Genomic DNA, 20427 nt, shown 5'->3' on the forward strand with positions numbered 1-20427 from the left:
TTTTGTCTTATTTTGTGCGCTTGAGTTTAGCTCGGGCGGAGAGGAAGACTCCCAGAGCGCTGAATGCTGTCAGGGTTATGAATGAAATGTTCATGGCTTCAACAAAGGCGTTTGCATTGCCGGTATGTAGGGTCGTCGGACCGACTATGGTTGCTAGAACTGCGCTGATGAAAACAAGGCTGATGGTCATGCCGGTTGTTCGCATCCCCGCCACCATGGCGGAAGCAATACCGTAGTTTTCCTTTTCCACGGCTCCCATAATGACAGCCGTGTTGGCCGTTGCGAATATGGCACTACCCGTACCGCATAGCCCCAGTACTGAAATGATGAGCCACAATGATCCATTATCACCGATGAAAATGGCACCAGCCAGTCCGGCCGTGGCAAAGAGCATGCCGACGGTTGCAATATGGTGTGCAGCCCATCGCTGGCAAAGTTTGCCGCTGATCGGTGAAAAAAGTGTCTGCATGAGCGGCTGAGCCATGAGTATCATTCCGGCTTCGCTGGGTGTCATGCCTTGCGCGATCTGAAGATAGAGAGAAATCAGAAAAGTGATGCCAAATGTTGCAGCATAGCTGATGAACTGCACAGTGTTGCCCAGTGCAAAGGACTGGTTCGTGCTGAATAAGGTCATGTCCAGTAGCGGGGCTTTTGCGCGTTTTTCCCAGAGGGCAAATGCAGCGAGTGAGACCACTCCGCCAGCGAGCATTGCCTTGCCTGTGAGCAAATGAAAGTGGGAACCGCCTTGCGAGAGCATGACCATGCCTATGGCAATGAGGATGGCACCACCCCAGTCAAAAGGCGGGCATTTCTTGTGTTCCGGTTTGACCGGAAGAACACAGAGTGTCAGCGCAAGGCAGACAGCGCATGGCACTGCTCCTATATAGAAGATGGCCCGCCATCCCATGGTGGTGGCAATGATGCCGCCGAGCCATGGCCCTGCGGATAGTCCTACGTAAACTCCAGTCGACGCAATTCCCAGTGCCATGGATCTGCGTGGTCCCGTAAAGAGGTCCGCGAGAATGGCCAACCCGGTGGTGACCATCATTGCGCCGCCACACCCCTGGAACACACGGAGTATGATGAAATGTTCGATGGAGCCTGACAAGGGTAGAATCAGGCTGACTGTTGTGAACAAGGCCATGCCGGTTGCAAAGATAAATCCTCGTCCTGTCATATCAGCCAATCGAGTAACAGGGAAAAGGAGCATGGCAACAGCTGCTATGTAGCCTGATTCAACAAGGCCGAGTTGTGCGGCTGTTGCACCGAATTCCTTGCCCAGTGACGGAATTGCCACGGCAACGGATGAGAGCATAAATACCAGTGAAAACTGGGTGACTGTGATGGCCCAAAGGGCCGCAGTGCGTTCTTTTTCCGAAATCATTTATTTTTTCACTTCCTTGAATTCATTTTGGACATTTGCGTAGATGCGATCGAGCATGGATTTTGCGAGCGCTTTTTCGTCTTTGGAGAATCCTTTGAGCATGACCTGATTATGTCGGTCGAGCAGAGGGATGAGTGTGGCGTACAGTTGTTTGGCTTTATTCGTGGGATACACAAATTTTTGACGGCGATTCTTCGGGTTTTCTTCTCGCCATACAAGATTGGAAGCCTCCATGTTTTTCAACATTCTGGCTGTGGCCGCAGGGCAAACTCGTATGCTTGCCGAAAGCTGGTCTTGTGTTTGGCCTTCATTTTCTACAGTGGTCATAATGTATGGAATTTGTCCCGAACAGATCCCGTGTTTATTAAGCCAAGAGTCGAGTAAACACCCGTTGAGCCTGAATAGTCGGCTTATTTTGTATCCAAGACTTGTTGTGCGCCGTCCTGTATTATCCTGCATGAAAGCTCTTTTGTTGACATGTTAACAGTGTTGAAAGGAGGTCTTTAAAAAAGATTTGTTGATGTGTCAACTATCTTTGTGAGTGATATTTTATTTCACAAAAAAAATGATGAAGGAGTGGGAGTAGGAAAGTAAAAGATGTGAGAGTATGAGGGCTGATTTTATGTGTAAAATATACGCACTAAAAAATGCGACATTCTTCAGTATATTGATTGAAGTCTTCGAGGAAATCTTGATGTTTTTTTAAGAAATCCTTGGTGAAATAGACTCCAAGAGGTGCATCCATGAGGTGTATTCGTAGTATCTTGTCTTCAGCATGTTGTTTTCTGACAATTTCATCCATGGACCCATTATTAGCAAGAATTGCATCAATTCGATTTTCAAGGAGGACATTGATCAGGTTGGGATAATCCTTGGCTTTGTACGAAATGGTGTATCCGTTGTTTTCCATCCAGCGTTCGGCATTGGTCCCCCGAAAACACGCACATTTTGCTTCTGTTGGAAATGTTGGGGCAGTCGGATCGTGAGGATAATCTTTTCTGACATACCAGAAAAGTTTGTGGTCGTTGAAGGGGGCTGATTGGGTAGCAAATACATCGCGTTCTGACGTTCTGGATGCGGGGAAAAAACCATCAACTTCACCATGGAGTGCCATAGATTGTGCTCTGGCCCATGGAACAACATGCAGGGAGAGTTCAATTCCCATTTTTCTCAGAGTGCATTGTATGATGTGAATGCAGCTTCCACTGGGATTTTGATTTGTGTTGCAAATAACATACGGAGAAAGTTCAAGTGTAGCCAGTGAGATACGACGAGGTTGTCCTGCGGTTGCTGGCGTGGAAATGATTAAAAAAAAAATAGTAAGATAAATATCCGATGCTGCATATTGCCCTCTTATGGGGGAGTTTGGCACAGTTTGATGGTTTTGTGAATAGTAATCAAAGCCATACTTTGCAGCAAAGTCATTAAAATAGAAAAAAGACGAAAAAGCCCGGTTCGGCAAAAGCCAAACCGGGCAGTTTTTTTGTCTTTAGTGCAGCTAAATCTTGGCTGCAGTGCGCAGATCGTCTACGGCATCAGTCTGTTCCCAAGTGAACTCGGGGAGTTCGCGACCGAAGTGACCGTAGTTGGTCGACTTCTGGAAGATCGGACGACGAAGGTTCAAGCGTTCCAGAATGTAGTAGGGGCGCATGTCAAAGACTTCGGTGACAGCTTTGGTCAATTGTTCGTCAGAGACCTGGCCGGTGCCGCGAGAGGAAACAACCACGGAAACCGGGTTCGCGACGCCGATGGCGTATGCAATCTGGACTTCGCACTGGGCGGCGAGACCTGATGCAACAACATTTTTGGCAACGTAACGGGCCATGTATGCGCCGGAACGGTCAACTTTGGACGGGTCCTTGCCGGAGAATGCGCCACCGCCGTGACCACCAGCTCCACCATAGGTGTCGTTGATGATTTTACGACCAGTCAGACCGCAGTCGCCAACCGGTCCGCCGATAACGAAGCGTCCGGTGGGGTTGATGTATGTTTTGAGATTTTCGTCGATCAATTCTTCAGGCAGGGTTTTCATGATGACTTCTTTATGAATGGCAGCCTGAAGGTCAGCCAGTTCGATGCCTTCGGCATGCTGGGAAGAAACGACCACGTTGTCGATACGTACGGGCTTGCCGTTGTCGAATTCGACGCAGACCTGAGTCTTTCCGTCAGGACGCAGATAATCGATGATACCCTGCTTGCGTACGTCGGTCAGCCGTTTGGACAGCTGGTGAGCGTAGTAGATGGGAGTGGGCATCAGGGTCGGGGTCTCGTTGGTGGCATAACCAAACATCATGCCCTGGTCGCCCGCGCCCTGTTCTTCGGGCTTCTGGCGATCAACACCCTGTGCGATGTCCGGGGACTGTTTGTCCACGGAAGAAATGACAGCGCAGGTCTGCCAGTCAAAACCCATGTTGTCGGCAGAGTTGTATCCGATATCTTTGATGGTGTTACGGACGATCTCTGGGAAATCGGCGTAAGCAGTGGTGGAAATCTCACCAGCAATGAAGGCCATGCCGGTCGTGACCAGCGTTTCACAGGCTACGCGTGCCATGGCATCCTGGCCGATGATGGCGTCAAGAATGGCGTCGGAAATCTGGTCAGCCACTTTATCGGGATGGCCTTCGGTCACGGATTCGGAAGTGAACAGGTACTTGCCTTCAATTTGCATCAGAGTCCTCCTTTAAGGATACTGCTGTAATAAGCGTCTAGAAATCTGGGTTGAGATCGCACTCAAGGATTTCGTCGATGCCATTGTTTTCATCAGCTACGATAACACGCGGTTTGCGGGTTTTGGCTTCATTCTCATCCAGCCACATGTAGGTGGCGATGATGACACGTTGGCCGACTTTCCCTTTGTGGGCGGCTGCTCCGTTGAGACATATCTCGCCGGGGCCACCGGGAATGGCATACGTGGTCAGCCTTTCGCCGTTGTCCAGATTGTAAACGTCGATCTGTTCATAAGGAAGGATACCGACCGTCTTCATCAGGATGGGATCGATGGACAGGCTGCCTCTGTATTCCAGATTTGCGCAAGTAATTGCGACGCCGTGAATCTTGGCGCTCAAAAAGCATCGTTGAGCCAATGGATTATACCTCTATCAAAATGTTGTCTAAGAGCCGGGCTTTGCCGACGTGGATTGCCACAGCAGCGAGTACCGACGATGAAATAGTCGAGACCGGTTCAATTGAATCCGGAGTAACCAATTCTATATAATCCACAATGCCCATGGGCAGGGTGGATGAATATTCTTTTTCAAGCCATTGTTTGGCAGCAGCGGAATCGCGCTCACCATTTTTAACTTTATCGGCCAGCTTGAGCAGGTCTTGGCGGATGGCTGGGGCTGCTGCCCGTTCTTCATCTGTCATATAGGCATTGCGTGAACTGAGGGCCAAGCCATCGGCTTCGCGGACAATAGGATGACCGATGATTTCTATCGGCATATTCAGGTCGCGGACCATACGTTTGAGAATGGCGAGTTGTTGCCAGTCCTTTTGTCCAAACACCGCTTTGGTTGGCTGGACAAGGTTAAACAACTTGGTCACGACCGTACACACACCTTGAAAATGAATGGGGCGGGACGCTCCGCACAGGTGCTTGCCGAGCGTCGGCACGGTCACCCATGTGGCATGGTCTGGTGCGTACATGGCATCCGGGGCTGGTGCGAAAAGCAGATCAGCGCCGTGCGTTTCGGCCTTGGTGCAATCCCCGTCAAAATCGTGGGGGTAATTGCCAAGGTCTTCGTTCTCGCCGAACTGGGTCGGATTGACGAACAGAGTGACAACGAGTTTGTCGCACTGAGCGCGGGCCATGTCTATGAGCGACGTGTGGCCGTTATGGAAATAGCCCATGGTCGGCACCAAGCCAACGGTCAGGCCTTGGTTGCGCCATGCCATGCATTGGCTCTGTAGTTCTATAGGATCAGTGAGTATTTTCATTGTATCTCTCAATTTATGATGAACATCTGACAGATTTGGAGGGGGGAGTCAAACAAAATGTTTATATCAAGATGTATTGATATAGTTAAATGCCGTGTAGAGTTTTAAGGGGAGGGATGTGTCTGAGAATGAGAGAGTTGCCATAATTGTCGACATGCTGATATGTTGAGCATTGTGGAATGTCCCATTGTAAATTGGTCAAGGTGAAATATGCGGAAGTTTTCTTGTTGCTTTTTGATGATTTTAATCGTCCTGCCCCTCTTGGGGTGTCAGTCTCAGCCGGATGAAGCTGCTGTAAAACCGAATTTTCTGGTCATTGTCGCTGATGATATGGGATGGACCGACCTTGGGTGTTTCGGAAGCGAGATACAGACACCGAATTTGGATACTTTGGCTAAAGAGGGTGTCAGCTTTACTGATTTTCATGTCTCCATGAGTTGCTCTCCGACGCGGTCCATGCTTTTGACCGGGACTGACAATCATATTGCCGGACTGGGAACCATGGCTGAATTATTGACCGAAGAACTGGCTGGAGTTCCGGGGTATGAAGGGCATTTGAATGATCGGGTGGTGACAGTGGCAGAAGTACTTCGCGAAGAGGGGTATCATACTTATATGGCTGGCAAATGGCATCTTGGGCACGATGCCGGACATTATCCTTTTGATAGAGGATTTGGACGGTCCATAAGCATGCTGTATGGCGGGGCCAGCTATTGGAGTGATATGTCTGGGGTGTTGGCTCGTGTTCAGGAAGTGGCTAAATATGTTCTTGATGGAGAAGAGTTGAAGAGTCTGCCGCGAGATTTTTATGCCACGCGAAGTTATACTGATTATTTGATGGATTTCATTCGTGAGAACCGGGACGACGGCAAACCCTTTTTGGCTTATCTGGCTTTTACTGCGCCTCATGACCCTTTGCATGTGCCTGAGCCATGGCGCAGTAAGTATAAGGGACAATATGATGAAGGATATGCCGCTTTGAAGTCGGGGCGTTCCCAGGGGGCGAGACAGGCGGGTATTTTGTCTTCGCGCATTGAGCCAGCTTCTTTACATCCGATGGCTGCAGCTTGGGGTTCCCTGACGCCAGAGCAGAAGACTTACGAGTCCAGAGCTATGGAGGTCTATGCCGGCATGGTTGATAATATGGATTATAATGTCGGTAGGATCATTCGATTTCTCAAGGATATTAATGAGTACGACAACACTATCATTATTTTCATGAGCGATAATGGTTCCAACCCTCTGACCAATGCGGATTATAGTCCTGGTGAGGCCGGACGGGAATTTCTCGCTAAATTTGACAATAGTCTCGATAGCCTTGGCAGCCCGAAATCTCACTATGCCTATGGTGTGGGGTGGGGATCGGCTTGTTCCGGGCCACTTGATTTTTTCAAGATGACCGTCGGAGAAGGCGGGATACGCAGCCCGATGATAATTTCTGGCCCTGGAGTGATAGGCGGACGACAGGTTGACGCGTTTTCGTATGTCATAGACATCATGCCTACCATCCTTGAATTGGCTGATCTGGTCCATCCAGAAGAGTTCAGAGGCCGACGTGTGGAACCCATGCGTGGGCATTCCATTACAGGGTTGCTGTCTGGGGCGCGTGAAAATGTATACGCAAACGATGAGTATGTGGGCGGAGAAATGGGGGCCAATAAGTGGATGCGTCAGGGGGACTACAAGGCCATATATGTTCCAGGGCCGTATGGGCCGGAGCATTGGCGACTTTTCAATGTGGTCGAAGATCCCGGAGAAACAACTGATTTATCGAAGGAAAAACCGAAACTGCTTGCGCGGTTGAAAGCGGCTTGGGATCAATATGCTGATGACGTTGGTGTTGTGCCTGTGGCAGCCGGGATGGATGTTCTCAATTAAATGATGAAGTTGAAAAGTCTGCTATAAGGGGACGGACGCTAACACACCGTCAGGTGTGGGCTTCTCAAACTTTCATTTGAGAAAAAACACTCTCCGTTGTACCCTCCCGGATTATGAGGACAAAAAAAGACATCTTTGCGGACCGGGCCATTTCGTTCACTCCTCAGGAGTTGATCGATTTCGAGCATACCATCAAGGATTGCATCGCTGAATTTCTTCCTTTTACCTCCTACAGTCTCTTTTTTCCCAGAGAAGAAGCAACGGTCATTCCCGAACCGGAATATCGTGCCGAGGATAAGGAGTTGATTCTGCCGTTGGTTTTTCAGGACAAGATGCTCTGTTTTTTCATTGCCAAAGGTGTTCGTCTCAAAGCACCGGCCACGGCTCCCAAGTACATTATGGCACTTGCTTGTTCCGTGCTGGAAAAACTCGCATTGTACAAAAAAGCCATTACGGACCCCTTGACCGGGCTGTATTCTCGCAATTTCTTTTTCGGGGAATTGGAGCAGGCCATTGAGCAGGTGCAGGGATGTCTGGCAACAGGCAGTTGTCGAGCCGGTATTGAGGCTCGTAATGCAGACTTGACCTTTTCCGGTACTTTTGGGGTCATTTTTCTCGATTTGGATACATTTCAGCCTGTGAATGAGCGGTATGGCTATCTGACAGGTGACGATATCTTGTCCGAGATCGGCCGTCTGCTCAATATGGTGTGCCCTAAGTATACAACCGTGTCCCGGTTCGCCAATGACAAGTTCGCCATTCTTGTGCCGGATGCCAAGCCTCGGGCCTGTTTTCAATTGTCTGAAGTTATTCGTTCGGGCATCAGCAAACTTTCTTTCATTGACGATGTGACCAACGACACCCTTCGGGTTTCCGGCAGTCTTGGGTATGTTTGTTATCCGCAGGGCCTTGAAGGCGCACAGTTCCGTCGTTCGGGGTCCGAGCAAGCACGAATGATCGTGCGTAAGGCCCGAGAGGCTATGGCCGTGGCCAAGGCACAAGGACGTAACCGAGTGTTTGGCTATGCTGATATCTTGGCGCGGGGTGGGCGTGTACTTGAAGTTTTGCCCATGAATCGGGTGAGTGTTTCTTTGGGTGAAGCGTCGGGAGCCAAGATCGGGCAACGATTTCTCGTACGAGCTCCCAAGGGCGGACAGAAATCGGCCACGCTGCCATTCAAAGGTGAAGTCGTGTTGGTTGAAGTCCGGGACGATATTGCTTTTGCAGAAGTATTGCATTTGGGTGATGCGGCTTGGAGTATTGAAGAGAATGATCGACTTAAACTTATTGAAGGCGAGGAAAGTCTTTTCGCCCATACGGAGGAAGCAAAGGACGACGCCATGCCAAGTAAGGACGCAGCTACCAAACTCTACCGATATTCTGAATTTATTTCTTGGTTTTCCGAGGCACGGCTGACGCCTGAATCCTTTGGACTTACTCTTATACGTATTCTCGACCAGCCTGATGAACAAGCCGAAGGGTATCAAGACGGTATGGACCAGATGGCTTTGATCGTGGCTAAATTGGCGCAAGGGGCCTTCGGAGAAAATGCGACTGGCGGCCGGTATGGTCTTAACGGAATGATTTTCTTTCAGGAGGATATCGATCGGGAAACGCTCATGGAGCGTTGTCTGGAGATAGAAAAGCAGGCCGATGACGCGTTAGGCATCAAGGTGTCTGTCGGCGCAAGTTGCTATCCGTTCCTTAATTTTGATAGGGCTGATATTTTGGACAATTGCCGGAAGGCTCTTGAACACGCATTGTTGCTGCCCGATCCGCGAGTGGCTGTCTTCAATTCGATTTCCATGAATCTGTCTGCGGATCGTAAGTTTATGGACGGAGATATTTACGGATCTATCGAAGAATTTAAGTTGTCCTTGCTGGATGATGAGAATAATTTGCTCGCGCGAAATTCACTCGGCATTTGTTATGCCCAACTTGGTCGTTTCGAAGAGGCTCGGCATGAGTTTGAGACCGTGGTGTCTTTGGACAAGAAAGATGTGCTTGCATTGTACAATCTTGGCTGGGCCAACCACCGTCTCGGCGATCTCGACAGCGCGGCAAAGGCGTATCGCCAATGCCTTAAAGCAGAGCCGGGGCATGTTTATTCCCTCATGCGACTGGGATCTATTGAAGAGAAGGCCAACAATCTCAAGAAAGCGGCCAATTTTTATACGAAAGCAGCCGAACAACCCGGTGGCGAACGTATGGTTTTTCGTTCACTGGCTCGTGTCTCCTACAAACAGGGGGATGTCGAAGGGACTCGTGAGTATTTGCATCTCGCATTGAATGCCGATCACAACGATCATCAGGCTATGCACATGCTCGCCAAGCTCTATCTTGATCAGGGCGAAGATCCGCAGATCGCGGAAGTATTGGCCCGTCAGTCTTCTGCCCTTTCTCCCGGCATCGACGCCTATTGGGATACCCTCGTGGAGGCGCTTGAGGCGCAAGGCAAGGCTGAAGAAGCCGCCAAGGTTGCGGCCCGGGCGGCGGGTTAATCTGTTTTGCTACTTCTTCTTTTATGATTTGTAAGAGCATAGTGTCTTTTTAGGTGGTATTGTAAAAAATGTGTGCCCTATTTAAAGATCGCAGGTCTTTTTTTTATAAATATGTGACAGCTTCAACTTGTGAAACCATATTAAAAAATGGAACGCTTCAATATTCTTGCCCATTGGTCTTTAATGATCCATTTGACGGTCAGGCTACAATAAACCCCAATTATTCAGCAGATGACTTGCAAAGGGTTTTGTTTGCATTCATTCAAAATCTTCTAAAAACTGACACACCACCAAAATTTGCAAGTTCGAATGAGGATTCTGAAAGATTGTATATATTGTGGCTGAATAGGCAGACCATATTGGCGGAAGGTTTGTTAGATAACATGGCTTCTTGTTTTAGTAAGATAAAAGATAATGATGTTTGGAGAGAATTAAATGATAAATTAAAAGAAAGTATTAAAAATACGAAGGTACTTTGTTTAGCGGAGAAAAAAGACAACCTTTTGATGTGGTCTCATTATGCTGACAATCATAAAGGGGTCGTGTTTAATTTTATAATAGATGAAAAATATGATTCTGCATGGAGTGCCGCGCAGAAAGTTCGTTATTGTAGTGGCTATCCTACTGTTTCCGCAGAGGAAATGGCGAGCTCCCTTGTCGGTTTGAGTTCCCAGCCGATTGAAGAAATTGTTTTAGATCGTTTTATTACATCCAAAAGTATGGACTGGAGTTATGAAAAGGAATGGAGGGTTGTTGTCCATATGAGTGACGACGATAGCTATGTGTATTATGGTTTTCAACCTGCAGAGCTTAAAGAAATTTATTTTGGATGTCGGGTTTCTGAGGAGAGTAAAAATCGGATTCTTCAGCTTGTGAAGAGCCGTTACAACCATGTGGATCTTTTTCAGTGTGTAAAGAATGATACTTGCTATAAATTAGATTTTGAGAGCCTATAAATGATAGTGATGCTCTAAGTTTTTTATTGATTCATGGAACATTCTTCCAATTTGTCTTCTAATTCCAATATGCGGGCATTGGCGTCCCGGACGCGGGCGGATAGCATCTCGGAAAATATGCGGTAAAAGAGTGCTTCCGCCAACAATTTGTCCACGCCCTCCAGACGTTCCATGAAATTGCTGTCCAGCACGAGACAAAGTACGGGTTTTTCAGCTCTGACAGTGGCAGACCGAGGTTTTTGGTCAATGATGCCCATTTCGCCAAAAATGTCGCCGATTTTATTGATTGAATTGACCTTCACTCCTTCAATGACAACGGTGCAACTGCCCATTATGAGGAAATAAACTGTTTGATCCGTATCCCCTTCTCGGATGATGGTTTCATCTTTTTCATAGCGGCGTAGTGTCGTCATCCCAAGGACATTGGGCAAACGGTCTTCGGTTATGGCTCCGAATACCGGCATTTGTCGTAGCCTTACCACTGTCTCCCTGTCGTTCGGGTCAAAGGGGATTTCTTTCATATGCGCCTCCTGCCAGATTATTCTTTCGATGCTTTTAACTCTGTCTGCATATCTGCAATTTTCTGATTTGCAGCCCGCAAACGGACCGCAAGTACTTCGGCGAATACCCGGTACATGACGGCTTGTGTGAAAATCTTGCTGGTATCCCCCAATGAGCCAATGGCCGTGTCGTCCATGCTTATGACCAGTGAGGTTTTTTTCGTGGTGATGGTGGCTGACCTTGGGCTGCCATCGATAATCCCCATTTCACCGAATACATCGCCTAGTCGTTTCAATTGACCGACTTCGGTGCCTTGCACGGAAATTGAGAGACACCCGAAGATGAGGAAGAAAACCTGATTATCAAATTCCCCTTCTTGAATGATGGTTTCATTGGCCTCATAACGGCGGATGGAGGCCGCACGCATGGCTTCGCGGATATGACTTTCAGGGAGGTTGTCAAAGACCGGAACACTTTTCAGTCGTTCCATGATGTCGTCATTATCTGGATCAAAGGGTACTTCGCGCATAACAACTCACCGGGTTAGGGGTATCAACTATCCCGAATATTGCCATAATGGCAGGAAGAAATCGAATATTATTTGCGGTGCGATTTTAGTGCCCTGATGCGGTCGAGGACCGGGGGGTGGCTGTACCCGAGCCAGACCGTTAGTGGATGCGGAGTCAGATTGGACAGATTACTGGCCGAGAGTTTTTTCAAGGCCGAGATCATGCTGTCAGGGTACTCTGTGGTCGTGGCGGCAAAGGCATCTGCTTCATATTCATGCGTACGGGATATGCGGTTGGAAATTACAGACAGGATCAGTGACAACGGTGTGTAAAGGAGAACGAAAAAGACCAGTCCCGCGTAGATGGACGTCTGCTCCATGCCAAAGGCATCAAATAATGGACGGGAGTCGAGAAACAGGGACATGAGATAGAAGATGGCCCCGGTTTTGAGAATGCCGGTGAACATCCGTTTCTTGATATGTCCGAGTTTGGCGTGTCCGACCTCATGCGCGAGTACGGCCACGATTTCGTCCACGGTCATTTCCTTGATGAGCGTGTCAAACAGTGCGATGCGGCGACGCTTGCCGAATCCTGTAAAAAATGCGTTGCTTTTGGTGGATCGTTTGGAGCCGTCCATGACGAAGATGCCTGAGAGTTCAAAGCCTGCTGAATCGGCGTATGTTTCAAGAGCTAAACGCAGTTCACCTTTTTCAAGTGGAGTGAATTTGTTGAATATCGGTAGAATCCAGGTGGGGGCCACATACGTCAAGCCTAATGAGACTGCCACGGCAAATCCCCAACAATATAGCCAAGCGTATCCTCCGGCCTCCCTCAAGAAGAGTAGGATAGCAGCAACCAGTATGCCGCCGATCAGGCCTGTAAGAAATAATCCTTTGATGCGATCAGTGACGAAAGTCGTCAAGGATGTGGTGTTGAAGCCGAATTTTTTTTCCAGCACAAATGTATGATAGGCTTCAAACGGCAGGCTCATGGTCCCGCTGATGAGTCCGAGTGCTCCGATATATATCAGGCCGGTAGAGAGCGTGGACAAGCCGAGCGAGCGGATTATCTGGTCCAGCAGATTGAACCCGCCGAAGAGGATGACAATAAGAATGACTGCGGTGTTGAATGAATCGGTCAGGGAGGAGAACTTCATGGAAGCTCGTGTATACTCCTGTGACTGGCGATACGTGTCTGTATCAAAGACATCGCGAAATTCTCGCGGTGGGGCAGGTCTCATGGCCCGTGCATTCAGAAAATCAGAGGTGACGCCGAGCAGCCATGATATGATGAGAGAAGTGATAATGACCGCGAAGTATATGTTCAAATCAGGCTCCTGAATGGGGTAATTTCACTTGATTGGATGGTCGAGTACGCTAGCCCGACCGAGTGTTGTGCGTCAACTGCTGTGCAGGAAAAAGGGCAGAGCATGTTGGGAAAGCTGGAACGTTTTCATGTGCTCTTGATAAAATCTATAGGCTGATGTACTTTACGTAAGAATCTCAACATATTTGACGTAGGAATCGAAGTTCATGCCACGTGTGAAGATGACTGCCAAAGAAATTCGGGAAAACATAGCCCGTGCTCGCGCTTATGCCAAAAAGAGTGATTATCTGCGGACGCTCAGTTGTTTGGCCGGTGCTATCAAAGGGCTGGTAACCAGTCAGGTTTTCGGTGCCGAAAAATTTGAGATTCATGCCCATCTGGATGAAGCTCTGCGCGATCTCAATAAGATGAAGATGATACGCAAGCTTTTTCCCAAGGGGCTCAAGTGTGAAAAGGGCAAGGAAAAGGCCTTTTATCAGACTCTCATGCGGCTGCACAAAAAGCTGGGTGAGGCCATGGAAAAGGCTCGTGTCGCCAAGATGCGGAAACGATTGGGCGTATTGGATGACAATCTGATCAAGGCCGCCAATCTCGTCAAGGCGGGCAGTCCGCTCGAAGCTCGGAAGCTTTATTCTAAAATTTCAGAATATTTTCAGGATATTGAAGGGATTAATTCGGACATTGGTAATCGGATGACCACCTTCGGCATGTTTTCCGAGGCCGTGCCATATTTGCAAAAAGCTCTTGAAACCCAGAACAATGACGCCCGTGCCCACAATGCACTTATCCTGAGTTATGAGGGGATGCATGAAACGGGAAAAGCCATGGCTGCCATCAAGGATGCCATGCGGTGGCTCGGTCCGAGCGAAGGGTTGTACCTGCGGATGGCCAAGCTTCATTTCGCCCGGCGCGAGTGGGGCGAAGTCTTCAACAATGCCAAGGCGGCATTAGATCGCAACCCACTCAACACCGCGGCCGAAAAGCTCATGAAGAGGGCAGAGCCAAAGATTTTCAGTGCGACGAAAAAAGCACCAGGCAAAGGCAAACCTGTCAAAAAGACCCACGACCTGAGCTTTTAATTACTTCCTGCTATCTGTTAGTTCTTTCCGTTCGACAGTGATGACTGAGCCATTGCCCATGCCAATGACCAATCCGCCGTCACGGTCCACGCTCAATCCAATAATTCGCCCATCGCAGCGGTAAGCCTCACGAACACTCCCATTCCGTGTCACTGCAAGGACTCGTCCTGATGCTGTGCCTACATACAGTGTTTGTTTGCTGTCTACGGCCAACACCGTTGGGGTGTCCTCCACCTGAGCATACATGATGGGTTCGCCTCCTGAAGGCAGGCAAAATATCTGACCTGTCTGGCCGCATGCGGTGTACACGTTTGACCGGTTGTCCATGACCAACCCCACTGGTTTGGCTCGGTTCGGGCAGGCAAAATCTGTCGTTTTTTTGACCGGTTGCGCATATGCTACGGTGATTCCTGCAAGCATGATAAGCAGGCCGGTTAACCCTAAAACACACAGTCGGCGATTCATTGTTTTCTGCATTGAGAGTCTCCTAGGTATGCTCAGAAACTAGGAGCGAGGCATCAATATGTCCAATACATATTTACACCTTGATTGATATGTTGTACCTCTTGATGATGGAACTTAGACAGCTCAAATATTTTATTGCCGTGGCAGAGGAACTGCATTTTGGGCGGGCCGCCGAGCGGTGCCATATCGCGCAACCGCCGCTTTCCCAGCAGATCAAGCGACTCGAAGAAGAACTCGGTGTCATCTTGTTGGAACGAACCAGCCGGAAGGTGTCGCTCACGGACGAGGGCAGTATGTTTCTTGCCGTGGCGCGTGATACCCTGTGTACGCTTGATGGCGGTATCGAGAAAATGCACATGATGGCCGAGGGCCTTATCGGTAAGTTGCGGGTCGGGTTTCTCAGTTCCGGCTTGCATACTGATTTTTTCAAAGGAGTGACCGCTTTTCGAAAGAAATATCCCGGCATCATGTTAGATATCCGCGAGATGCAGTCTTCTGATCAGAACAACGCCCTACGCGCAGGTGATCTCGATGTCGGGCTGTCGCATCATTGCTATGCCAACCATTACAATCTCGAAGCCAAAACGTTTATGGCGGATCGCTATTTCCTTGCAGTGCATCATGAGCACCCGCTCGTTGCCCAGGGCCATGCGGGCTATCCGGACATCGACAAGGAACCGTTTATCATGTTCTCGCGGCAGCATTATCCGGAAGCCTATGATCGCGCTATTGGTCGCTATTACAAGTATGGCGTTCAGCCCCGTGTTGTGCAGGAAGCCAAGACACACCAGACAAAGCTTTCCCTCATTGCCGCAGGTATGGGCATTGGTTTTGTACCCGAGCGTATGTGTGCCGCGCTCCCTGATTGCGTTCGTATGATTCCTTTTGATTTTCAAGGCGAAGTACACAACACCCCTCTCAAGCTTGTTTGGCGCAAGGGCGACAAGTCCCCGACGCTCAAATGCTTTCTTGAGGTGCTCAGTGAATTTTGTCGTGAAGTCGATGATGTCGCGAACGGCTGTAATACTTAGGCCTACTGGCGGTCGCTTTCAGCGGGACCAGAGAACCCTTTGAAAAGGGTTCTCTGGACTCTCCTAAACTTTTTGGGTCGCCTTCGGCGAGGTTGTTTAGGGGAGTTTTTTATCCGTCTGGGAGGGGTGGAGGAAAGGGTGGTTCCTTTTTATTCCGATTCAGTTAATTCGTCGGTTTCATACCGCAATATATCGCCGGGTTGGCAGTCCAAATGTTTGCAGATGGCATCCAGTGTGGTGAAGCGGATAGCCTTTGCCTTGCCTGTCTTCAGGATAGAAAGGTTTTGAGGAGTGATACCCACGGCTTCCGCCAGTTCTTTTGAGCTGGTTTTGCGTCTCGCCAGCATGACATCAAGGTCAATGATGATACCCATAGCGCCCCCTAAACCGTCAGCTCGTTCACTTCGCGGAGTTTACGGCCCTCTTCCATGATCCAACTCACCAGTATGATGACACCGGCTATAACCACTTCTTCAAAGTTGGCCGAGTCCAATGATATGGATATCATACGTTCTCCCGGTGGGTTGTTGATGGTCAAAACAAGGGTCAGCAAAGCCTCATGTATCGGTCCGACGCAGACTCCAATCAGCATGGTCCAACCCGTGCGACGAATATACATGACCGTGTTTCGCGTGAATATTTCACCCGCAGCAAAGCAACTGAACAGTTGAACCAGCCACCACAAGGAAAGCATGCCTATGGCCGTCGGGAGCATATCAACACCCAGTCCAAGAATACGTGTGCTCCACGCCAGCGGGTAAGCCGGGGCCTGAGCTTCATCTATGCCCAAATCCTCAGTCAGGAATTCAATGGCCATTGAAGGGCTATCATCATCCATGAGCATTATTTCGCCGCCAGTAAGCCAGATGCTTCCCACAATCAGCGGGCTTGCAATAAGGGCAACAAGGAATATCGCGCGGAAAAATTTGGCAAATTTCTGAATACGTTCGTTCATAACAGACTCCTGTGTTGTCGTGATGAGTCCTTTTTGCGATGATTTATTATCGTTTATCAATAAATTTTTGCTGAAAAAGGACGTTTTTTATATTTGCACTTCTCGGTGTGCGTAGGGAATTTGCAGGAAGATGAGAGATGTGTTTGACCGTTGTGGGAGTTGGCCGTTACATTGTAAGTAATGCATAAGTGAAGAGGATAACACCACATGGAAGAAATGAATAAGCGGGAAAGGGCCGAGGCCGATATCAAGGATGCCGAAGAGCGCATTCGTTTTTTTAACAAGCATTGGTTGAATCACAGGAATATTCTTCCTGCCTTCGCCGTTTCCTTGATGGTGCTCATTTTTCTCGGGATGCTGGTTCCCATTATCATGGTGCCGGTGTGGATTCTCGGTGGCGTATACGTAGCTGTCTTTGTTGGCGCCATGTATTGGCGGTCCCGCCGAGCGGATACGTTGAATGAGGAGATGGAAGCCGTTCAAAAGGCGTTCAAGGAATACGAACGTGGACGGCGTAAAAGGAAATAAGGCATCAAAAATTATTGTTCATCATGCGCCCAAAGCGCAATTAACTTTTTGAAAAGGACTGAAAATGGGATTTTTAGATGGATTGATGGGGAATGCAACGGAAGTAAGTGTTGAGGAAATCGAGCAGGAATTTTCCCCTATTCTCGGCAACAACGAGCACGTCGAGCGCGCCTTCAAAGTCGTGCGTGATATGTATATCTTCACCTCCGGTCGTCTGATTCTTATCGACAAGCAAGGACTCACAGGCAAAAAAGTCGATTATCTCTCCATCCCCTATCGCTCAATCTCAACCTTCAGTGTCGAGTCCGCTGGGCATTTCGATCTCGAATCAGAACTCACCCTCTGGGTTTCCGGGCGGCACGATCCCATCAAAAAAGAACTCAAAAAAGGCAGCGACGTAGTCGGTATTCAGAAATTACTGGCTAACAAGATTTTGAAATAGTTTTCTGGAGGGGATGCCTACCGGCGGTCTCCTTCGGAGAGAGCAGGGCGCTGCCCTGCACCCGCCTAAGGCCGAGGGCCTTAGGAATCCCATGTCGCCTAGCGGCGAAGGGTAAGGGGGTGCAGAGGCCGGGCCATGGAATGCTTGCGAGAAACGGGGAATCCCCAGCTGGTCGCGTCTTTCGACGCTCTCTGGCTGAGGATTCCCCGTTTCTCGCAAGCGGTTGCCAACGCCGCCTGTTAAGTTAGAAAAGCGCGAGGGGGAGGGATGGCGGCGTGGTTGTTTGTTTATGGGCAAGAATTCATTTGTTTTAATTTTCTCTGCCAAGAAGTTAACTGTTTAGTAAGGATTTTTTTTATAGTGTCGTTAACGAATTCTGGATCGCTGTATTCAAGGTCTTCTTCAGCTTCTGTCCAGTAATTCGTTAAAGTGTCGTTTGTAACAATATTTGTTTGTATTAGTAATAAGATCGGAAATTCGGTTCGGGATATCTTTATACTGCAGTATAAGGCAGCTGGATTTGTTCCGAATTTTGATTCACGCCATGCTATTTCATATGCATCTAGTTTGTCGAAAAAATTCTTATCATTTTTGTATTTGGAATAGATTTTATTAAAACGTTTGTTGTACCCTTTTGTAGTGTCATGATAGGGTAAATCCTTTTTTATAAGTCGTTCGAATTCATGAAAGTAATATTTCTTTAAGTTGTCAGCTACATGATACACGCCAACAGATGATTTAGACCCTAGTTTTAGTGATTTTATGGCACCAGAATTATAATAAAAGTCAGAGACAGAGATATTGACTTTTGCCCAGTACCTAATGTCTCTGTATTTATTATAATATTTAGAGCAATATTGATTATAGTCGCTAGCAATAGAGGAGGCCGGGATTAGGCTAGCCAATACACAGATGGTAAAGATGTAGATATGCTTCATGATAAGTGTTTGGTTGAGTAACAAAGAATATTATATAATATTCTTATTCGTTTGATTTTACAACTATTTAAATATTATTCCCACCTCTTGCGCGAAGAGCACACAAAAAGTTTAGGAAGGGAGAAAGGGATGGGGGTCTGGGGGAAGGGGAAGAGGGGAAGCCCTTTCCAAAGGGTTCCCCTCTTCCCCTTCCCCCAGCCGCCGGAGGCATTCCAAAAAAGAAAAACCCGGCCCGCGATGAGAATCGCGGGCCGGGTTATTTAATTGGCTATGCGTACGTACTAGTTTAGTACATGCCGCCCATGCCGCCCATTCCGGGCATTCCGCCGCCCATTCCACCGGGCATACCGGCGGGCATTCCGCCAGCGCCAGCGGGTTCGGGCTTGTCTGCGATAGCGCACTCAGTGGTGAGCAGCAGACCAGCGACGGACGCGGCGTTCTGGAGAGCGGTGCGGGTGACCTTTTTAGGATCGATGACACCGGCCTTGATGAGGTCTTCGTATTTGTCGGTAGCGGCGTTGTAGCCCATGCCACCTTTGCCTTCTTTGATCTTCTCGACGACGATGGAGCCTTCGAGACCAGCATTAGCAGCGATCTGGCGAAGGGGTTCTTCGACAGCGCGGCAGATGATGTTGATACCGGCCTGTTCGTCGTCGTCAGCTGCCTTGACTTTGAGGGCAGCGGCGCCGGAACGAGCGAGGACAACACCGCCGCCGGGGACGATGCCTTCTTCGACGGCAGCGCGAGTGGCGTTCAGTGCGTCTTCGACGCGGGCTTTCTTTTCTTTCATCTCGGTCTCTGTAGCGGCGCCGACGTTGATGACTGCGACACCACCGACGATCTTGGCGAGGCGCTCCTGGAGCTTTTCGCGATCGTAGTCGGAGGAGGAGTCAGCGATTTCAGCGCGGATCTGGGAGATACGGGACTTGATTTCTTCGGCTTTGCCAGCGCCGTCAACGATGACGGTGTTTTCTTTGTCGATGACAACGCGCTTGCAGGAACCGAGGTCGTTAACGGTGAGGTTTTCGATCTTGATGCCGAGATCCTCGGAAACGACCTGGCCACCGGTGAGGGTAGCGATATCTTTGAGCATGGCCTTGCGACGTTCACCGAAGCCGGGGGCTTTGATGGCGACGACGTTCAGGGTGCCACGCAGCTTGTTGACCACGAGGGTAGCCAGAGCTTCGCCTTCGATGTCTTCAGCGATGATCATGAGCGGCTTGGACATCTTGGCGCACTGTTCGAGTACGGGCAGGAGTTCCTTCATGTTGGAGATCTTCTTCTCGTTGATGAGAATGAGGGGCTCTTCCATTTCGCAGGTCATGCGTTCGGTGTTGGTGACGAAGTAGGGGGAGAGGTAGCCGCGATCGAACTGCATACCTTCGACGACGTCGAGGGTGGTGTCCAGACCTTTGGCTTCTTCTACGGTAATAACGCCTTCTTTGCCGACCTTGTTCATGGCTTCGGCGATGATGTTACCGATGGTAGCATCATTGTTGGCGGAGATGGTGCCAACCTGAGCGATTTCTTTCTGGTCACGAGTCGGCTTGGCGACTTTTTCCAGATCAGCGACGATGGCTTCGACAGCTTTGTCGATACCGCGCTTGATGGACATGGGGGAGCGACCGGCGGCAACGAGCTTCACACCTTCGGTGAAGATAGCCTGTGCCAGAACGGTAGCAGTGGTGGTGCCGTCACCGGCAACGTCGGAAGTCTTGGAGGCAACTTCCTTGACCATCTGTGCGCCCATGTTCTCGAACTTGTCTTCCAGCTCGATTTCCTTGGCAACGGACACGCCGTCCTTGGTGATGACGGGGGAGCCGAAGGACTTCTCCATCACAACGTTACGGCCCTTGGGTCCGAGGGTGACTTTGACTGCGTCAGCCAGTTTGTCAACACCCGCTTTCAGTTTTTCACGGGCCTTGGCATCGAAAAGTATTTCTTTCGCCATGGTGTATACTCCTTAGAAGAAATGTTTGTGTATGAATTCGGTGAATG

Annotated in this window: 21 protein-coding genes; 7 read left to right on the plus strand and 14 right to left on the minus strand. The window is 49.2% G+C overall.

Going from position 1 to position 20427, the window contains the following annotated elements:
- Window positions 1-7: 7 nt before the first annotated feature.
- From SYK_RS16225 to panC, 6 genes are all read right to left on the minus strand, one after another.
- Window positions 8-1384 carry an MFS transporter gene (locus tag SYK_RS16225; RefSeq protein WP_281761315.1) on the minus strand — a complete coding sequence of 459 codons (1377 nt, stop codon included), beginning with the start codon at window positions 1382-1384 and terminating at the stop codon, window positions 8-10.
- Window positions 1385-1711 carry a MarR family winged helix-turn-helix transcriptional regulator gene (locus SYK_RS16230; RefSeq protein ID WP_281761316.1) on the minus strand — a complete coding sequence of 109 codons (327 nt, stop codon included), beginning with the start codon at window positions 1709-1711 and terminating at the stop codon, window positions 1385-1387. It lies immediately after the preceding gene.
- A gap of 313 nt (window positions 1712-2024) precedes the next feature.
- Window positions 2025-2756, minus strand: coding sequence for a substrate-binding periplasmic protein (locus tag SYK_RS16235; RefSeq protein WP_281761317.1), 732 nt, complete (start codon window positions 2754-2756; stop codon window positions 2025-2027).
- A 126-nt stretch (window positions 2757-2882) separates the two neighbouring features.
- Complete coding sequence (metK, locus tag SYK_RS16240; RefSeq protein WP_431194116.1) at window positions 2883-4052, minus strand: methionine adenosyltransferase; 1170 nt, start codon at window positions 4050-4052, stop codon at window positions 2883-2885.
- Window positions 4053-4089: 37 nt separating this feature from the next.
- On the minus strand, window positions 4090-4467 hold the full coding sequence (gene panD, locus SYK_RS16245; protein ID WP_281761318.1) for an aspartate 1-decarboxylase: 378 nt from the start codon (window positions 4465-4467) through the stop codon (window positions 4090-4092).
- A 4-nt stretch (window positions 4468-4471) separates the two neighbouring features.
- Window positions 4472-5320: a pantoate--beta-alanine ligase gene (gene panC / locus SYK_RS16250; RefSeq protein WP_281761319.1), complete on the minus strand. Its 849-nt coding sequence runs from the start codon at window positions 5318-5320 to the stop codon at window positions 4472-4474.
- Between the two features lie 237 nt (window positions 5321-5557).
- Here panC and SYK_RS16255 point away from each other — a divergent pair, with 237 nt between their 5' ends.
- From SYK_RS16255 to SYK_RS16265, 3 genes are all read left to right on the plus strand, one after another.
- Window positions 5558-7198 carry an arylsulfatase gene (locus SYK_RS16255; RefSeq protein WP_281761320.1) on the plus strand — a complete coding sequence of 547 codons (1641 nt, stop codon included), beginning with the start codon at window positions 5558-5560 and terminating at the stop codon, window positions 7196-7198.
- Window positions 7199-7311: 113 nt separating this feature from the next.
- Window positions 7312-9699, plus strand: a complete 2388-nt coding sequence (locus tag SYK_RS16260; RefSeq protein ID WP_281761321.1) for a tetratricopeptide repeat-containing diguanylate cyclase — start codon at window positions 7312-7314, stop codon at window positions 9697-9699.
- Between the two features lie 113 nt (window positions 9700-9812).
- Window positions 9813-10655, plus strand: coding sequence for a DUF2971 domain-containing protein (locus tag SYK_RS16265; protein WP_281761322.1), 843 nt, complete (start codon window positions 9813-9815; stop codon window positions 10653-10655).
- 23 nt (window positions 10656-10678) lie between these two features.
- On the opposite strand, the gene SYK_RS16270 is transcribed toward SYK_RS16265, so the two are convergent.
- From SYK_RS16270 to SYK_RS16280, 3 genes are all read right to left on the minus strand, one after another.
- Window positions 10679-11176 carry a cyclic nucleotide-binding domain-containing protein gene (locus tag SYK_RS16270; protein WP_281761323.1) on the minus strand — a complete coding sequence of 166 codons (498 nt, stop codon included), beginning with the start codon at window positions 11174-11176 and terminating at the stop codon, window positions 10679-10681.
- Between the two features lie 17 nt (window positions 11177-11193).
- Window positions 11194-11685: a Crp/Fnr family transcriptional regulator gene (locus SYK_RS16275; protein WP_281761324.1), complete on the minus strand. Its 492-nt coding sequence runs from the start codon at window positions 11683-11685 to the stop codon at window positions 11194-11196.
- A gap of 68 nt (window positions 11686-11753) precedes the next feature.
- Window positions 11754-12992 (minus strand): M48 family metallopeptidase, encoded by a 1239-nt coding sequence (locus tag SYK_RS16280; protein WP_281761325.1) that lies wholly within the window; start codon window positions 12990-12992, stop codon window positions 11754-11756.
- 205 nt (window positions 12993-13197) lie between these two features.
- Here SYK_RS16280 and SYK_RS16285 point away from each other — a divergent pair, with 205 nt between their 5' ends.
- Window positions 13198-14070, plus strand: a complete 873-nt coding sequence (locus tag SYK_RS16285) for a hypothetical protein (protein WP_281761326.1) — start codon at window positions 13198-13200, stop codon at window positions 14068-14070.
- On the opposite strand, the gene SYK_RS16290 is transcribed toward SYK_RS16285, so the two are convergent.
- Window positions 14071-14547, minus strand: a complete 477-nt coding sequence (locus SYK_RS16290; RefSeq protein WP_281761327.1) for an NHL repeat-containing protein — start codon at window positions 14545-14547, stop codon at window positions 14071-14073.
- Between the two features lie 95 nt (window positions 14548-14642).
- Here SYK_RS16290 and SYK_RS16295 point away from each other — a divergent pair, with 95 nt between their 5' ends.
- Window positions 14643-15566, plus strand: coding sequence for a LysR family transcriptional regulator (locus SYK_RS16295; RefSeq protein ID WP_281761328.1), 924 nt, complete (start codon window positions 14643-14645; stop codon window positions 15564-15566).
- Window positions 15567-15715: 149 nt separating this feature from the next.
- Here SYK_RS16295 and SYK_RS16300 read toward each other — a convergent pair whose 3' ends face one another.
- Window positions 15716-15940 (minus strand): helix-turn-helix domain-containing protein, encoded by a 225-nt coding sequence (locus SYK_RS16300; protein WP_281761329.1) that lies wholly within the window; start codon window positions 15938-15940, stop codon window positions 15716-15718.
- 8 nt (window positions 15941-15948) lie between these two features.
- Window positions 15949-16521 (minus strand): DUF2975 domain-containing protein, encoded by a 573-nt coding sequence (locus tag SYK_RS16305; protein WP_281761330.1) that lies wholly within the window; start codon window positions 16519-16521, stop codon window positions 15949-15951.
- 207 nt (window positions 16522-16728) lie between these two features.
- Here SYK_RS16305 and SYK_RS16310 point away from each other — a divergent pair, with 207 nt between their 5' ends.
- Both SYK_RS16310 and SYK_RS16315 read left to right on the plus strand, forming a co-directional pair.
- On the plus strand, window positions 16729-17049 hold the full coding sequence (locus SYK_RS16310; RefSeq protein WP_281761331.1) for a hypothetical protein: 321 nt from the start codon (window positions 16729-16731) through the stop codon (window positions 17047-17049).
- Window positions 17050-17113: 64 nt separating this feature from the next.
- Window positions 17114-17491, plus strand: coding sequence for a PH domain-containing protein (locus SYK_RS16315; RefSeq protein ID WP_281761332.1), 378 nt, complete (start codon window positions 17114-17116; stop codon window positions 17489-17491).
- A 287-nt stretch (window positions 17492-17778) separates the two neighbouring features.
- Here SYK_RS16315 and SYK_RS16320 read toward each other — a convergent pair whose 3' ends face one another.
- Together SYK_RS16320 and groL are read right to left on the minus strand one after the other, a co-directional pair.
- Window positions 17779-18429: a hypothetical protein gene (locus SYK_RS16320; protein WP_281761333.1), complete on the minus strand. Its 651-nt coding sequence runs from the start codon at window positions 18427-18429 to the stop codon at window positions 17779-17781.
- Window positions 18430-18715: 286 nt separating this feature from the next.
- The gene (gene groL, locus SYK_RS16325) at window positions 18716-20380 is read right to left on the minus strand and encodes a chaperonin GroEL (protein WP_281761334.1); all 1665 of its coding nucleotides are present in this window, start codon (window positions 20378-20380) and stop codon (window positions 18716-18718) included.
- Between the last annotated feature and the right edge of the window lie 47 nt (window positions 20381-20427).

This window comes from Pseudodesulfovibrio nedwellii (genome assembly GCF_027923765.1).
GTDB lineage: Bacteria > Desulfobacterota > Desulfovibrionia > Desulfovibrionales > Desulfovibrionaceae > Pseudodesulfovibrio > Pseudodesulfovibrio nedwellii.

What these genes read in the sequence shown, in the direction of transcription:
- SYK_RS16255 (WP_281761320.1), top strand. Translation starts at nt 5,558, where the DNA reads ATGATTTTAATCGTCCTGCCCCTCTTGGGGTGTCAGTCTCAGCCGGAT.
- SYK_RS16260 (WP_281761321.1), top strand. Translation starts at nt 7,312, where the DNA reads ATGAGGACAAAAAAAGACATCTTTGCGGACCGGGCCATTTCGTTCACT.
- SYK_RS16320 (WP_281761333.1), bottom strand. Translation starts at nt 18,429, where the DNA reads ATGAAGCATATCTACATCTTTACCATCTGTGTATTGGCTAGCCTAATC.
- SYK_RS16270 (WP_281761323.1), bottom strand. Translation starts at nt 11,176, where the DNA reads ATGAAAGAAATCCCCTTTGACCCGAACGACAGGGAGACAGTGGTAAGG.
- SYK_RS16295 (WP_281761328.1), top strand. Translation starts at nt 14,643, where the DNA reads ATGGAACTTAGACAGCTCAAATATTTTATTGCCGTGGCAGAGGAACTG.
- SYK_RS16305 (WP_281761330.1), bottom strand. Translation starts at nt 16,521, where the DNA reads ATGAACGAACGTATTCAGAAATTTGCCAAATTTTTCCGCGCGATATTC.
- SYK_RS16315 (WP_281761332.1), top strand. Translation starts at nt 17,114, where the DNA reads ATGGGATTTTTAGATGGATTGATGGGGAATGCAACGGAAGTAAGTGTT.
- SYK_RS16310 (WP_281761331.1), top strand. Translation starts at nt 16,729, where the DNA reads ATGGAAGAAATGAATAAGCGGGAAAGGGCCGAGGCCGATATCAAGGAT.
- panC (WP_281761319.1), bottom strand. Translation starts at nt 5,320, where the DNA reads ATGAAAATACTCACTGATCCTATAGAACTACAGAGCCAATGCATGGCA.
- SYK_RS16290 (WP_281761327.1), bottom strand. Translation starts at nt 14,547, where the DNA reads ATGCAGAAAACAATGAATCGCCGACTGTGTGTTTTAGGGTTAACCGGC.
- groL (WP_281761334.1), bottom strand. Translation starts at nt 20,380, where the DNA reads ATGGCGAAAGAAATACTTTTCGATGCCAAGGCCCGTGAAAAACTGAAA.
- SYK_RS16225 (WP_281761315.1), bottom strand. Translation starts at nt 1,384, where the DNA reads ATGATTTCGGAAAAAGAACGCACTGCGGCCCTTTGGGCCATCACAGTC.
- SYK_RS16285 (WP_281761326.1), top strand. Translation starts at nt 13,198, where the DNA reads ATGCCACGTGTGAAGATGACTGCCAAAGAAATTCGGGAAAACATAGCC.
- SYK_RS16300 (WP_281761329.1), bottom strand. Translation starts at nt 15,940, where the DNA reads ATGGGTATCATCATTGACCTTGATGTCATGCTGGCGAGACGCAAAACC.
- SYK_RS16230 (WP_281761316.1), bottom strand. Translation starts at nt 1,711, where the DNA reads ATGACCACTGTAGAAAATGAAGGCCAAACACAAGACCAGCTTTCGGCA.
- metK (WP_431194116.1), bottom strand. Translation starts at nt 4,052, where the DNA reads ATGCAAATTGAAGGCAAGTACCTGTTCACTTCCGAATCCGTGACCGAA.
- SYK_RS16275 (WP_281761324.1), bottom strand. Translation starts at nt 11,685, where the DNA reads ATGCGCGAAGTACCCTTTGATCCAGATAATGACGACATCATGGAACGA.